The organism is Sanguibacter sp. Z6_81 (assembly GCF_057180625.1).
The window spans coordinates 21044-34596 of sequence record NZ_JBXUFV010000004.1; the positions used below are offsets into that span (position 1 = coordinate 21044).

Below are 13553 nucleotides of genomic sequence, written 5' to 3' on the forward strand. Positions count from 1 at the left end.
CTGCGGGTGAGGTTCGCCGCGGGTGAACCTGTCACGCGAGGTCGAGCGTCGCGACCTGGGCGAGGAGGGCGTCGATGACGGCGAGCACCGCGGCGGAGGGCTCGTGCCGGTTGGAGCGGTGCCGCGCGACGATGCGACGCATGCCGAGGCCCCCGATCGTGACGACGTCGACGCCCGTGAGGTCGGTGCCCGCGAGAGCGAGAGCGGGGAGGAGGGCGACGCCCTGTCCCGCGGCGACGAGGGCGATGGCCACCTCGTAGTTGTAGTAGCTGTGGCGTGCGGCCCGCGCGGTGCCGGTGGACCCGACGACGCGTGCGAGGGCGCGGGAGGCGGCCGTGCTCGCGTCGGCTCCGATCCACACGGCGTCCACGAGGTCCTGCAGGCTCGTGGGTGTGGCCATCGTCGTGGGGACCGCGAGCCGCCACGGCTCGTCGACGAGGGGCACCTCGCGGAAGCCCCGGGGGACGGGGCGGTCGGTCGCGACGTCCTGCTCGAGGACGACGAGGTCGAGGTCGCCGCTGCGCAGACGGCGGAGGGCGTCGTCGGACTCGACCTCGTGGAGGGTGACCTCGATCCCCGGGGCCGTCTCGGCGAGCGTGGCGAGCATCGGTGCGGCGACGGCGCGGGTGACGGTCTGGAAGGAGCCGACGGCCACCCGACCGCTGACGTGCGGGCCGAGGGTCGCGATCTGCTTGCGCGCCTCGACGAGCTCGGACTCGATGCGCTCGGCGGCCTCGGCGAGCATCGCCCCGACGGCGGTGAGGGTCACGCCGCGCGGTCCGCGGTGCAGCACGGGGACGCCTTCCTCGGCCTCGAGCTTGGCGATCTGCTGGGAGACGGCTGACGGGGTCAGATGCAGAAGGTCCGCTGCCGCAACCACGCCCCCGGCCCGGTGGACGGCAAGGAGCACGGCAAGCCTTCTCGGGTCCAAGGTCATGTAGCCACGCTACATGCCGCGTGGAGTTTCATTCGATTGTGCTAAACGCAAAAGAGGCCCACCATTGGCGTGTCAGACCCTTCCGGGAGCCCGCCGGTGGCACGGCCTGATCCCACCCACACCCCCTTTCTGGAGCACTGCCATGTCCGATCTCGCCTCGCTCACCCTCACTGCCATCGGCTGGATCGGCGCGCTCGCCGCCGTCACCGCGTACGGGCTCGTCACCGCGAAGCGCATCGACTCGGACTCGTGGACCTTCCAGGGCCTCAACATCGTCGGCGCCGGCCTGCTCTCCGTCAGCGCGTCCGTGTACGGCGCCTGGCCGTCCGCGGTCGTCAACGTCGTCTGGGTGGGGATCGGACTCTTCGCGCTCCGTGCCCTGGTCCAGCACCACAAGGGGTGCGTCGCCGCGTAGGTGGAGTGCCCGTGCGTACTGTGACCGCATGAGCATCCAGCGAGTGTCGAGCGGCGAGCTCACGGCGCCGTGGCGCGCCGTCGAGCAGCGTGCCAGTCTCGTCGTCGGAGTCATCGCCCTCGGGATGCTCGTCACGGGCGCGATCGGTGCCAGCGTGCCGGTCTGGTCCTCGGTGGGGTCCTTGCGTCTCGCCGCCAGCTCCTACCGCCGCGGGACCGGGTCGACGCTCGCGTGGGACGTCGCCGCGGACAGCGCCTGGTGCGTCGGGCTCCTCGTCCTCGGTCCTCCGGCGTGTGCCGCCCTCCTGGGCTGGGCGCGGTCCCGACGCAGGCTCTCCCGGGCGGTCGACGCCCTGGCCGCACCGGCCACGGCCCTGCCTGCCGGGGGCCGTCTCTCGGACGCCCAGCGCAGGGCGCGGGAGCGTGGGCAGCAGGAGGAGCGCGCGAGGCGGCTGCGCCACTACGCCCAGCAGCACCGCCCGAGGGCGAGCGTGTGGACGGTCCTCGGTGGGGCGTTCGCGGTCCTCGGCGGGACGTGGGCAGCCTGTGCCGTCGTGCTCGCCGCGGCGGGAGCCACCACGACCCCCGTCGGTGCGTTCGTCGCCGTGTACTCCTGGCTCCTCGCGGGGGCGGGGTACGTGCTCGGCGCCGCGCTCGTCGCCGCCCTCGGCTCGCTGCGACGGGCGGTCCGCAGGGAGCGAGAGGGTTGAGCCATGTCCACTGACGGTTCATGCCCCCGCTTGCGCCGGACGCGCCCCCTGCGTCACCGGCGCGTCGTGCCCGCAGAGCTACCAGGTCGTTGTGGCTAGCCCCGACCGACACTGAGCACGACCAAGCCCGGTACCTACAGGCACGCTCGATCACGCGGCTGCAGAACTCGCGGACCTGTTCGACCCGATGAGCGTCCGCGAGGCATGGCGGCGCCTGCGCGACGTCCCCGCGGCCACCGAAGCCGCCTGCTGGGTACACACCGACCTGTCCGCGGAGAACCTCCTCGCTCACCCCGACGGCCGGCTGGCCGGAGTGATCGACTTCGGCGGCGCCGGTGTCGGCGACCGGTCCGTGGACCTGCTCTACGCGTGGAGCATCTTCGACGCCTCTGCGCGCGAGGCGCTCCAGGTCGCATCGGCAGCGGATGACGAAACGTGGACCGTGCCCGCGCGTGGGCGTTCGTCGGCCCGGGCCTGCTCACCATCGCCCACTATCGGCACACCATGCCCCGGCGAACGGAGCGCCTCACCGCGATGGTCGAGACGATCGCAGCCGAGGTAGACGTCCAGCTCCGCTGGCAGCGGAAAGATTGAGTCTGGTGCGCTCAAGTTTCGGTGCTCCGCTTGCATGCGGGACGTCCCGGGTGCAGACTTGAGTCGAACAGACTCAATGACGCCGGACGGAGCACTCGTCCGGCAAGGCCGTCCCCCGCGGCACCCGCGAGACGCCCGCAACGAAAGGCATCACTGACATGGCACGTGCAGTCGGCATCGACCTCGGTACCACCAACTCCGTCGTCTCCGTCCTCGAGGGTGGTGAACCCACCGTCATCGCGAACGCCGAGGGCGCCCGGACCACACCGTCCGTCGTCGCGTTCTCCAAGACCGGTGACGTCCTCGTCGGCGAGATCGCCAAGCGCCAGGCCGTGACGAACGTGGACCGCACCATCAGCTCGGTGAAGCGCCACATCGGCACGGACTGGTCGGTCACGATCGACGACAAGAAGTACACGGCGCAGGAGATCAGCGCCCGCATCCTCGGCAAGCTCAAGCGCGACGCCGAGGAGTACCTGGGCGAGCCCGTCACCGACGCGGTCATCACCGTGCCCGCGTACTTCAACGACGCCGAGCGCCAGGCCACGAAGGACGCCGGCCAGATCGCCGGGCTCAACGTCCTGCGCATCGTCAACGAGCCCACCGCTGCCGCGCTCGCGTACGGCCTCGAGAAGGGCAAGGAGGACGAGCTCATCCTCGTCTTCGACCTCGGTGGCGGGACGTTCGACGTGTCCCTGCTCGAGGTCGGCAAGGACGAGGACGACTTCTCGACGATCCAGGTCCGCGCAACCTCCGGCGACAACCGCCTCGGTGGCGACGACTGGGACAACCGGATCGTCGAGCACCTCATCAAGGAGGTCAAGAACTCCTCCGGTGTCGACCTGTCCAAGGACAAGATCGCGCTCCAGCGTCTGCGCGAGGCTGCTGAGCAGGCCAAGAAGGAGCTCTCCTCCGCGACGAGCACGAACATCTCGATGCAGTACCTGTCGATGAGCGAGAACGGGCCCATCCACCTGGACTCCAAGCTCACCCGCGCCCAGTTCCAGCAGATGACGCAGGACCTCATCGACCGGACGAAGGCGCCGTTCCACTCTGTCATCCGCGACGCAGGCATCTCCCTCGGCGACATCGACCACGTCGTGCTCGTCGGTGGATCGACCCGCATGCCGGCCGTCACCGAGCTCGTCAAGGAGCTCACGGGCGGCAAGGAGCCCAACAAGAGCGTCAACCCCGACGAGGTCGTCGCCATCGGTGCGGCACTCCAGGCCGGTGTCATCAAGGGCGAGCGCAAGGACGTCCTGCTCATCGACGTCACGCCGCTGTCCCTCGGCATCGAGACCAAGGGTGGCGTGATGACCAAGCTCATCGAGCGCAACACGGCCATCCCGACCAAGCGCAGCGAGATCTTCTCCACGGCGGACGACAACCAGCCCTCCGTCCTCATCCAGGTCTTCCAGGGTGAGCGGGAGTTCGCGCGGGACAACAAGCCGCTCGGTACGTTCGAGCTCACGGGGATCGCTCCGGCGCCCCGTGGGGTCCCGCAGATCGAGGTCACGTTCGACATCGACGCGAACGGCATCGTCCACGTCGGCGCCAAGGACCGCGGCACCGGCAAGGAGCAGAAGATGACCATCACCGGTGGCTCCGCGCTGCCGAAGGAGGACATCGACCGCATGGTCCGCGAGGCCGAGGAGCACGCCGCGGAGGACAAGGCGCGCCGCGAGGAGGCCGAGACCCGCAACCAGGCCGAGGGCTTCGCGTACTCCACGGAGAAGCTGCTCAAGGACAACGACGAGAAGCTGCCCGAGGACGTCAAGACCGAGGTCCAGAGCGCGATCGACGAGCTCAAGAGCGCACTCGAGGGCACGGACATCGGTGCCGTCAAGGCCAAGCAGGAGGCGCTGACGACCGTGGCGCAGAAGATCGGCGAGGTGCTCTACGCCCAGCAGGCGGAAGCGCCCGCGGCCGACGCGCCCGCCGGCGACGCCCCCGGCGCCTCGGACGAGGACGTCGTCGACGCCGAGATCGTCGACGACGAGGATGACAAGAAGTGACGGCCCCTGAGCACGGCACCCCCGAGAACCCTGAGGGTGCCGGCGAGAACGTCGACCCGCTCGAGGGCCTCGACTTCGAGCCGTCCGAGGAGGCGTTCGACACGAACGCCCCCGCGGAGGCCGCAGCCGAGCCGACCGACCTCGAGAAGGCGCAGGCCGAGTCGGCCGACCGGCTCGCGGACCTCCAGCGGCTCAACGCGGAGTACGCGAACTTCTCGAAGCGCGCCAAGCGTGAGCAGGAGCTTGCGCGGACGCGCGGCGTCGAGGACGTCCTGGTCGGGCTGCTGCCCGTCCTCGACGACATCGCTCGAGCCAAGCAGGCGGGCGAGCTCACCGGCCCGTTCGAGGCGATCTCGGACAAGCTCACGGCGGCGCTCGTGCGATTCGGCGTCGAGATGTACGGCGAGGCAGGCGAGGAGTTCGACCCGATGAAGCACGAGGCGCTCATGCACTCGACGTCGTCGGACGCCACGACGACCACGGTGCAGAGCGTCATCGAGGTCGGGTACCGGATCGGTGACCGGGTGGTCCGTGCGGCGCGCGTCGCTGTGGTCGGCCCCGAGGCCTGATCCACCTGCGGGGCCGGACCACGAGGTCCGGCCCCGCAGGGGCTCCGGCGCAGGTTGCGCGTCGTCGCCCCACCCTGTGCACCATGACGGAAGGGAGGCGCCTTGACCGGTCAGGACTGGATCGAAAAGGACTTCTATGCTGCTCTCGGCGTCCCGAAGACCGCGGACGACGCCGAGATCAAGAAGGCATACCGCAAGCTCGCTCGTAAGTACCACCCGGACCAGAACTCCGGTGACACCAGCGCTGAGGGGAAGTTCAAGGAGATCGGTGAGGCCTACTCGGTGCTCTCCGACCCCGAGCAGCGCCAGCAGTACGACGCGATCCGGGCGATGGCCGGTGGCGGCCCCCGGTTCGCGGCCGGCCCAGGCGGGCGCGGAGGCGGCGCGGGCGGCTTCGAGGACCTCTTCGGCGGGATGTTCGGTGGCGCGAGCTCCGGCAGCCGCGGAGGCTTCCGGCCTGCCGGTGGTGCCTCCAGCAGCATGCCCGACGGCTTCGAGGACATCCTCTCCTCGATGTTCGGCGGCGGCGGCGGGGGCGGACAGACCGGTTTCCGGCCCAACGCTCGGGCACAGGCAGGGCAGGACGTCGCGGCGAGGACGACGCTGAGCTTCCGCGACGCGGTCCAGGGGACCACGGTGACGCTCGGCGTCGACGGCCGCCCCCTCACCACGCGCATCCCCCCGGGTGTGCGCGACGGCCAGAAGATCCGGCTCCGGGGGAAGGGACGCCCCGGCACCGGTGGAGGACCGGCCGGCGACCTGGTCATCACGGTCACCGTCACCCCGCACCCCGTGTTCACCCTCGACGGGCAGAACCTGCGCGTGACCGTCCCGGTGACGTTCCCCGAGGCGGCGCTCGGAGCCCAGATCCAGGTCCCCACCCTCGACGGGGCGACCGTGCGGCTGAAGATCCCCGAGGGCACCCCCGCCGGCAGGGTGCTGCGCGTCAAGGGCCACGGTGTGAAGTCCGCCAAGGGCACCGGGGACCTCCTGGTCACCGTCCAGGTGGCCGTCCCGCAGAAGCTCGACAAGACCGCGCGCGAGGCCGTGGAGGCGTTCGCTGCGGCGACCGCCGACGGCGACGTCCGGCAGGAGCTCTTCGCGCGCGCGAAGGACTGATCGGGGGTGCGCATGAAGGTCGTGTTCGACGACGGGACACCGCGCGAGGACGAACCCGTCTACGTCATCTCCCGTGCTGCCGAGCTCGCGGGGATGCACCCGCAGACGCTGCGCCAGTACGACCGGCTCGGCATCGTGTCGCCGCAACGCACACCGGGCCGGGGGCGGCGGTACTCGCGCCGTGACGTCGCGCAGCTCATCGAGGTCCAGCGGCTCAGCCAGGACGAGGGGATCAACCTCGCCGGGATCAAGCGGATCCTCGACCTCGAGGCCGAGGTGCGGCGCCTCGAGCACAAGGTCGACCTCCTCGCTGCCGCGGCGGACCCGGGCTCCCGCATCTTCGCTGCCGGTGCCTCGGGCGACGTCGTCGCCGTGCGCCGGGGCCAGCGGTTCCACCGGCGCGGCTGGCGACGCCAGGACCCGCCGCCGACGAGCGACGGCGACGGAGGTTCGGCTCTCGTCCTCTGGCGCCCGCCCCGCTGAGCGGCGCCACGCGAGCAGCGCGCGCAGGTCAGAGCCGGTCGAGCTCGTCCCGCACGAGGTCGCACGCCCGGGGGACGAGGGCCCTCTCCTCCGGGTCGACCGTGGGTCGGGCTGCGCGCAGGGCGGCGGCCGCGTCGAGCTGGGTGCCCAGCCCTGGCCCGACGGCGCGCAGGAAGGCGCGCAGCATGTGGTGCGCCGGGACGGCGAAGGGATTGTCGTCCACGGCCACCTCACCGAAGACGATGGCCGTCGTCGCGAGGTCCAGCTCCGCGGGCCCCCGGCGCGCCGAGTCCCAGTCGATGAGGTAGGGCCCGTCGTCGGTCATGAAGACGTTCGCGGGGTGCAGGTCGAGGTGGACGAGCACGTCGTCCGGACCCGACCCGTCTCCCGGGAGGAGGTCTGCCGGGAGGGGCAGGGCGTGCAGGCGTGTGTGCAGGTCGACGAGGACCTGCACACCCTCGTCCATCGAGAGCTCCCGGGCGTCGAGCGCCTGCAGGAGTGTCGGCCCGTGCAGGCGGACCATGACGAGGTCGGGTCCGACCGCGCGCACGATGCGCGGGGCAGGGAAGCCGACCTCGGTGAGGTACTCGAGGACCGCGACGTTGTGGTGGGTCGCTGACGGGTCGTGGAGGTGACGGACCGCGTGCGTGTCGTCGAGGAGATAGACGTTCGCGTGCCGGCCTGCCACGAGGAGGTGCGCCTCGTCCTCGATGAGGGACGGGTCGTCCATCGGGGACGCGCGGTCCGCCGGGGAATGGTCGTCGTCCATGTTCCGACGGTAGCCCCGCGCTGTGCGCGTCGCACTGCGGGGCGGCACGGCCGCCGGTGCGCGGGCCGTTCATGCACCAGGAGAGTGCCGAAAAGAATGCGGTTGTGCGCCCGTGTAAGGAAGTCCTGGCTGCCTATACGTGAATTGTCCTCCGGGTCTACCGTGGAATATCAGCACGTCCGCGTGCACCGGAGCCAGCTGGAGGAATCATGAGCGCACTGCTTGATCTGCCCCACGTGAGCACCTGTTCGGTCGAGACCTGCGGTTACAACCACGACGGCTGCCACGCCGGAGCGGTGACGGTCGGTGGCCGCGGCGTGGCCGCTGAGTGCGCCACGTTCATCCCGCTGTCGACCAAGGGCGGTCTCGACAAGGTCATCGCTCAGGTCGGTGCGTGCCAGCGTGGCGAGTGCGTCCACAACGAGTCGCTCGAGTGCCATGCAGATTCCATCCGCGTCGGTGCAGGCTCCGCTCCCGGGGACATGGCGGACTGCCTCACCTACGCCCCTCAGTGACGTGGCGGCCCGGCTCGCACGGCGCGCCGGGCTGCTGAGCTGGTCGTCGGGTTGTGCCGGATGCGTCGATGCCCGGCGCGGACGTCAGGCGCCCGTGCCGGGTTCCACGCCCTGGAGGCGTGCGAGCAGCGCGACCGCCCCGCCCCACGTCGCGGGCATCTCGTACGTCGTGACGCGCGGGGGACACCGGGTGGCGTACCCGATGTTGCGCGCCGCGGTCGCGCGCGAGATCCGCACCCCGAGCTCCGCGAGCCGGCCCGGAAGGTCGGTGTCCACCTCGGCGAGCACGACGAACCGGCCGTGGCCGAGCGCGGCTGCGGGGTGCCCCTCACCGAACGCCGCCATGATGCTCTGGCCGACGACGGCGGACCGCGCGATGCGGACCAGCGGCGGGAGCGCCCCGAGCTCGAGGTCGACGCACACGAGCAGGTGCGAGTGGTGCACGGGCACCTGCATGTCGGCCGCGCCGTAGGTCTCCCGGAGGCGCTGCCCGAGGTACGCGACCGTCGCGAGCCCTGACTCCGCATCGACGCAGAACATCTGGGCAGGCGGCGCGGCCTGCCCCTGGGCCCACCCAGCGCACACCGCCCGGAGCACGTCGGCGGGCGGTGGCCCGCCGCGCAGCGCGTAGAGGCACGCGACGTCGTCGATGGCCTCGCCGATGCCGCACCCGGTGCGTGCTCGGGCGAGGCCCAGTGCCGCGTAGGCACGCAGGAGCGCCGCCGAGCGGGTCTCCGCAGTGCCCGCCCCAGGTGAGTGCGCGGCGTCGAGCATGACGAGCTCGTGGACGACGTCGTCGACGGCCGTGTGCTCCCAGTCGTCGGGGTGCGACCACGCGGTGCGCGCGCTCGAGCGGCGCCACTGCTCGCGCAGGGCAGCAGCCGGCGTCGCGACGCCCTCGGCGAGGATCTCCACACAGATAGGGAGCCGCGAGGGTGACGGTCATGACGGCACTTGAGCAGTTTTTTGTGATCTGCGCAGCGGCGCGCGGGGTTCTCGCCAGAGAGTCGCGGGGCAGATCACCTATTCTTGGCGTGTCCGGGGTCACAGCGTCGTGAGCCGGACGTGCGGGGCGGGGTCTGCACCGACGTGGATCGCGGGTAGTGAGGGAGCGGCGTGACGGCAGCAGATACACCTGCGTGGGGAGAGGCGTCCTCGGACGCCGAGCTCATCGCGAGCGTCCGTGGCGGCGAGACCGGTGCGTTCGGCCTGCTCTACGAGAGGCACGCGGGTGCGGCACTGTCGGTCGCCCGGCAGCACGTCACGGATCCGGCCGATGCCGACGACGTCGTGGCCGGTGCCTTCGCGAAGGTTCTCGCGGTGATGTCCCGCGGAGGCGGGCCCGACGTGGCGTTCCGCGCGTACCTGTTCACCGTGGTGCGCCGGACGGCGTTCGACCTCGTCAACGCCTCGCGGCGGACGCGCCCCACCGATGACGACGCGGCGTTCGAGTCGGCCGTCGGGCCGATGGCCTCCACCGAGGAGCCGGTGCTGCGCGGGTTCGAGCGGTCCACGGTCGCCCTCGCCTTCCATTCGCTGCCCGAGCGGTGGCAGTCGATCCTCTGGTACACCGAGGTCGAGAACCAGGCGCCGGCAGCGGTCGCCCCGCTCCTCGGGCTCACGGCCAACGGTGCCGCAGCGTTGGCGTACCGGGCCAGGGAAGGGCTTCGGCAGGCCTATCTCCAGCAGCACCTCGGCGGAGCTCCGGACGAGTCGTGCCGGACGGCCAACGCCCTGCTCGGTGCCTATGCGCGCGGTGGCCTGGGGGCACGGGAGACCGCGACCGTCGACGCGCACCTCGAGGAGTGCGGCGAGTGCCGTGAACTCTTGCTCGAGCTCGCCGACGTGTCCCACGGCATGCGGGCCGTCGTGGCTCCGCTCGTGCTCGGCGTCGCTGCGGTGGGCGTCGCGGGCACCGGTCTGCCCCTGTGGGGGACGACGGCGCTCGTGGCGGGTGGTGTGGCCGTGGGCGGGGGTGCGGCGAGCGGCGCGGGCGCGGTTGGCGACGGGACCACAGGCGGCAGCGGTGCGAACGGAGGAAGCGGCGCCGACGGTGGGAGCAGCGCGAGCGGTGCCGGGAGCGGGACGGCCAGCACCGCCGGGGCGGCGGGTGGCGCAGCGGGCGTCGGCTCGGGGGCCGCGAGCTCCGGTGGCGTGCTCGCGGCGATCAGCGGTCTGCCGACGCTGCTCGTCGCCGTCGTGGGGATCGCGATCGTCGGCTCGCTCGTTGCCGCCGCGGTCCTGCTCGGGGTGCTCGGCGACGACCGTGAGCCGCCGACGGCGTCGGGTCCGAGCGCGGGCCAGCGTGACGTCTCGCCCGACACGGCCGGTCCGGGTGCCGACGGTCTCGGTCGTGACAGTGCTGGTCCCGACAGTGCTGGTCCCGACAGTGCTGGTTCCGACAGTGCTGGTGCCGACGGTGCCGATCCTCACGGTTCGGGTCCCGACGGGCCCGGCGGGGAGCCCGATGGTGGCGTCTCCCTGCCCGCTCCGGGAGGAGGCTCGGGCGCGGCCGAGGACGCGGGGTCCGGTCAGGTGCCACCCACCCTCCCCGCAGACTCCCGGACCACACCCGTCGGCGCTGCACCGCAGACGCCGTCGCGTCCGTCCGACCAGGCGACTCCGGGAAGCCCCGCGGCCCCGCCCGGCGCCGCGAACCCGCCCGGCGCCGCGAACCCGCCTGGCACCACCACCCCCGCGAACCCGACCACCCCCACCACGCCGACCACCCCGTCCGATCCCTCCCCACCGCCGTCGGCCGTCGCGGCGCTCGCGGTCGACCTCTCGGCCCCGGGAGGACTCGTGGCGCGGCAGGCCACGTCGCTCGAGATCGCGCTCACGAACGACGGCGACGCCCTCGCCTCCGACGTCGCGCTCGAGCTCGAGGTCCCGGACGTCCTGGAGCTCCTGCCTGCGGTGCTCGGCGGAGGTGGGACCGCGGTCCCCGTCCCGCTCGTCACGAGCCTCGGCGCCACGTGCGCCGCAGCGTCTGCGGACGGGGCGCTGTCTCCGGGCGAGGTGCCGTCCTCGACCGTGGTGCGGTGCGCCGTGGACGAGATCGAGGCCGGTGAGTCGGCGGTCGTCGTCGTCGATCTCTATCCGCGGCACAGCGCGACGGTCGAGATCGCCGCACAGATGTACCTGGGCAGCGCGCCGCACGGCGACCGCATGACGTTCACGCGGACGGTCGACCCGGCGCCCGCGGCGGTGTCGGTCGAGGTGATCCCGGTCGCCGAGCTTGTCGCCGGGGTCGACGGGCACGTCGCGGTGGTGGCGTCGAACACGGGCGACGTCGGGGCGGACGACGTCGTCGTGGAGCTCCCGCTGCCCGCGGGGATCGGGTGGCCCGGTGGGAGCCGCGTGGAGACGGCGCCGGGGAGCGACCCCGGGTGGGCGTGCGCCGTCACGCCCGTCGACACCGCCAGCTGCACGCACGCGCGGATCGACCCGGGCGCGACGAGAGAGCTCGTGCTCCCCGTGCAGGTGGCCGCCGGGACGCTGACCGGGGCGGTGGTGCAGCCCCTCGCATCGGTCGCGGGGGAGTCGCCCGTGGCGTCGCCGGCGACGACGTTGCCGGTCGTGGCCCGGGGACTGTCGGCGTCCACGATGCTCGAGGGATCGCTCCGCAGCGCGCAGGTCTCGGGCCTCGTCGGGGAGGACCGGTTGCTGTCGGTGCCGGCAGGCTCGAGCGTGCGGTTCGCGGAGCTCACCTGGGCCGGGCCGCTCGCGGGCAGCACCTCCGATCTCACGCTCGACGAGCTCACCGCTCTGGACCTCACGACCGACGCAGGCGGTGCGGGCTCCTGGTCGCTCGCCGGGACCCCCGCGCTGCTCGACCCCGTGGGAACCCCGGACCGGTCGTTCTGGGCTTCGGTGGACGTCACGCACCTCGTCGCTGCCCACCCCACCCAGGGGCGTTGGGCGGTCGTCGCGGGGTCGGGGCAACGCGTGCCGGCCGATCTCGCATGGTCGTTGACCGTCGTCTATGACGTCGCGGACCAGCCGGACGCGGCGGTGACGCTGCTCTCGGGTCCCACGGCGGGGGCCGCGGCGTCACGCCATGCGCTTCCTGCCTCGGGCGCCCGGCACGTCTCGGTGAGCGCCGCGACCGGTGCGGCGGGGTCGGTCGCGATCAACGGGCGCACGGTGGCGGGTGCTGCGTCAGCCGTGCCGGGTCGGAGCGTCTCGACGTTCCGGACCGACGGTCTGGCCGACCCGGAGGCTGACGCCGCCGCGCCGCTCCTGCTCACCGTCGGGCCGTTCGCGGGCACGTCGGGTGCACCGCTCGCGGCTGTCGTCCATGCGTCGTCGGACGCCCGCGCCGCGGGGGTGCTCGACCAGCCGCAGGATGCCGTGGCGGGGCGGGGTCTCGTCGTCGTCGAGCCGCTGCCGCCCGCTGCGGACCGGGACGGCGTCCCGCTGACGCTCCGCAACACCGGGTCCACAGCAGCGCGGGACGTGCTCGCGGTGTTCAGCATCCCGCCGGGGCAGTACGTTCTGGGCGACCTGGCGGACGGCGCGCACTGCACGGCGGTGGGGAGGACGATCGCCTGCGGTGTCCACAGCATCGCTGCGGGGGCCGTGGTCGAGCTGCCCGTGCACGTCACCACACCGGACGGACTCATCCGGGCCGGGGGACTCGGGTACCTGCTCACGGGCTGGTACCCGGAGAGTGGGACCCTGTTCGCTCGGGTGGGCGCGCTCGCCCTCGCTGACGTCTGACGTCTGCGTGACGTCAGGCGCTGACGCGGGCAGCGGTCGGGCTCCCGGTCACGGCCACGTCGTCTGAGTGGTGGAAGAGGTACCCGGCGCCGCGGATGGTGACGATCTGCTCCGCGAGGCCGAGCTTGTCCCGCAGGCGCCGCACGTGGACGTCGATCGTGCGGGACGTCCCGTCCCCGTCGCGCGCTCCCCAGACGGACCGGGTGAGCTCGTCCCGGGACACCGTCCGGCCGGTGGCGCCGATGAGGTAGGCGAGGAGCCCGAACTCCTTGGCGGTGAGGTGGCGCTCGGTGCCTCCGACGCTCACGCGCCGGGCAGCGAGGTCGATCTGCACCCGGGGTGGGACGTCGTCGAACTGCGGGAGGGCCCGGGGTGCGGGGACGTGCTCGACGACGTCGAGGTGTGCGAGCCGGTCCTGGAGCGAGGCGAGGTCGAGGTGCGGCGCACCGCGCCGTCGGGCCTGGGCGAGGGACAGCGCGATGAACGTCTCGGCGGTCGGGAGGAGCTCACGGGCGAGCTCGCCGAGTGTCTCAGCGAGCTCGACGAGCTCTTGCGCGTGGTGCCGCCGCTGTGGGTCGACGCCGACCCACAGGAGGAATCCGGGCTGGGACGTGGGGACGGGAAGGGCAGGGGTGGGGGCCGTCATGGCACTCTCCGGGTATGCGTGGGGTCCCCAGCAGAGGGGGACGTGTCGGGTGGTCTGAGG

General features: G+C 72.4%; 13 protein-coding genes. 9 read left to right on the top strand and 4 right to left on the bottom strand.

The genetic code is table 11. The features are described from left to right. Positions 1-31: 31 nt before the first annotated feature. Complete coding sequence (locus tag AC2AXK_RS11040) at positions 32-937, bottom strand: LysR family transcriptional regulator (RefSeq protein WP_484345440.1); 906 nt, start codon at positions 935-937, stop codon at positions 32-34. 142 nt (positions 938-1079) lie between these two features. On the opposite strand from AC2AXK_RS11040, the gene AC2AXK_RS11045 reads away from it, so the two are divergent. From AC2AXK_RS11045 to AC2AXK_RS11075, 7 genes are all read left to right on the top strand, one after another. After that, entirely contained in the window at positions 1080-1352 is a 273-nt protein-coding gene (locus tag AC2AXK_RS11045) for a CBU_0592 family membrane protein (protein ID WP_484345441.1), read from the top strand. Between the two features lie 28 nt (positions 1353-1380). Continuing rightward, the gene (locus AC2AXK_RS11050) at positions 1381-2061 is read left to right on the top strand and encodes a hypothetical protein (protein ID WP_484345442.1); all 681 of its coding nucleotides are present in this window, start codon (positions 1381-1383) and stop codon (positions 2059-2061) included. Between the two features lie 187 nt (positions 2062-2248). Continuing rightward, positions 2249-2623 (top strand): phosphotransferase, encoded by a 375-nt coding sequence (locus AC2AXK_RS11055; protein ID WP_484345443.1) that lies wholly within the window; start codon positions 2249-2251, stop codon positions 2621-2623. 190 nt (positions 2624-2813) lie between these two features. Beyond that, positions 2814-4670 carry a molecular chaperone DnaK gene (gene dnaK / locus AC2AXK_RS11060; RefSeq protein WP_484345444.1) on the top strand — a complete coding sequence of 619 codons (1857 nt, stop codon included), beginning with the start codon at positions 2814-2816 and terminating at the stop codon, positions 4668-4670. Then, positions 4667-5239 (top strand): nucleotide exchange factor GrpE, encoded by a 573-nt coding sequence (gene grpE / locus AC2AXK_RS11065; protein ID WP_484345445.1) that lies wholly within the window; start codon positions 4667-4669, stop codon positions 5237-5239. The genes dnaK and grpE overlap by 4 nt, the downstream gene beginning before the upstream one ends. A 102-nt stretch (positions 5240-5341) precedes the next feature. Further along, the gene (locus tag AC2AXK_RS11070) at positions 5342-6358 is read left to right on the top strand and encodes a DnaJ C-terminal domain-containing protein (RefSeq protein WP_484345446.1); all 1017 of its coding nucleotides are present in this window, start codon (positions 5342-5344) and stop codon (positions 6356-6358) included. 12 nt (positions 6359-6370) lie between these two features. Continuing rightward, the gene (locus AC2AXK_RS11075; protein ID WP_484345735.1) at positions 6371-6841 is read left to right on the top strand and encodes a heat shock protein transcriptional repressor HspR; all 471 of its coding nucleotides are present in this window, start codon (positions 6371-6373) and stop codon (positions 6839-6841) included. A 28-nt stretch (positions 6842-6869) separates the two neighbouring features. On the opposite strand, the gene AC2AXK_RS11080 is transcribed toward AC2AXK_RS11075, so the two are convergent. Further along, positions 6870-7610, bottom strand: a complete 741-nt coding sequence (locus tag AC2AXK_RS11080; protein ID WP_484345447.1) for a phosphotransferase — start codon at positions 7608-7610, stop codon at positions 6870-6872. 209 nt (positions 7611-7819) lie between these two features. Here AC2AXK_RS11080 and AC2AXK_RS11085 point away from each other — a divergent pair, with 209 nt between their 5' ends. Next, on the top strand, positions 7820-8125 hold the full coding sequence (locus tag AC2AXK_RS11085; RefSeq protein ID WP_484345448.1) for a DUF1540 domain-containing protein: 306 nt from the start codon (positions 7820-7822) through the stop codon (positions 8123-8125). Positions 8126-8209: 84 nt separating this feature from the next. On the opposite strand, the gene AC2AXK_RS11090 is transcribed toward AC2AXK_RS11085, so the two are convergent. Then, the gene (locus AC2AXK_RS11090; protein WP_484345449.1) at positions 8210-9040 is read right to left on the bottom strand and encodes a hypothetical protein; all 831 of its coding nucleotides are present in this window, start codon (positions 9038-9040) and stop codon (positions 8210-8212) included. 201 nt (positions 9041-9241) lie between these two features. Here AC2AXK_RS11090 and AC2AXK_RS11095 point away from each other — a divergent pair, with 201 nt between their 5' ends. Further along, entirely contained in the window at positions 9242-12847 is a 3606-nt protein-coding gene (locus AC2AXK_RS11095; protein WP_484345450.1) for a sigma-70 family RNA polymerase sigma factor, read from the top strand. 13 nt (positions 12848-12860) lie between these two features. Here AC2AXK_RS11095 and AC2AXK_RS11100 read toward each other — a convergent pair whose 3' ends face one another. After that, complete coding sequence (locus AC2AXK_RS11100) at positions 12861-13493, bottom strand: winged helix-turn-helix domain-containing protein (protein ID WP_484345451.1); 633 nt, start codon at positions 13491-13493, stop codon at positions 12861-12863. Positions 13494-13553 lie beyond the last annotated feature (60 nt).

Bases quoted from the DNA above. Each gene is read 5' to 3' on its own strand.
- AC2AXK_RS11045 (WP_484345441.1), top strand. From the start codon at position 1,080: ATGTCCGATCTCGCCTCGCTCACCCTCACTGCCATCGGCTGGATCGGC.
- dnaK (WP_484345444.1), top strand. From the start codon at position 2,814: ATGGCACGTGCAGTCGGCATCGACCTCGGTACCACCAACTCCGTCGTC.
- AC2AXK_RS11080 (WP_484345447.1), bottom strand. From the start codon at position 7,610: ATGGACGACGACCATTCCCCGGCGGACCGCGCGTCCCCGATGGACGAC.
- AC2AXK_RS11075 (WP_484345735.1), top strand. From the start codon at position 6,371: ATGAAGGTCGTGTTCGACGACGGGACACCGCGCGAGGACGAACCCGTC.
- AC2AXK_RS11055 (WP_484345443.1), top strand. From the start codon at position 2,249: ATGAGCGTCCGCGAGGCATGGCGGCGCCTGCGCGACGTCCCCGCGGCC.
- AC2AXK_RS11100 (WP_484345451.1), bottom strand. From the start codon at position 13,493: ATGACGGCCCCCACCCCTGCCCTTCCCGTCCCCACGTCCCAGCCCGGA.
- AC2AXK_RS11085 (WP_484345448.1), top strand. From the start codon at position 7,820: ATGAGCGCACTGCTTGATCTGCCCCACGTGAGCACCTGTTCGGTCGAG.
- AC2AXK_RS11040 (WP_484345440.1), bottom strand. From the start codon at position 937: ATGACCTTGGACCCGAGAAGGCTTGCCGTGCTCCTTGCCGTCCACCGG.
- AC2AXK_RS11050 (WP_484345442.1), top strand. From the start codon at position 1,381: ATGAGCATCCAGCGAGTGTCGAGCGGCGAGCTCACGGCGCCGTGGCGC.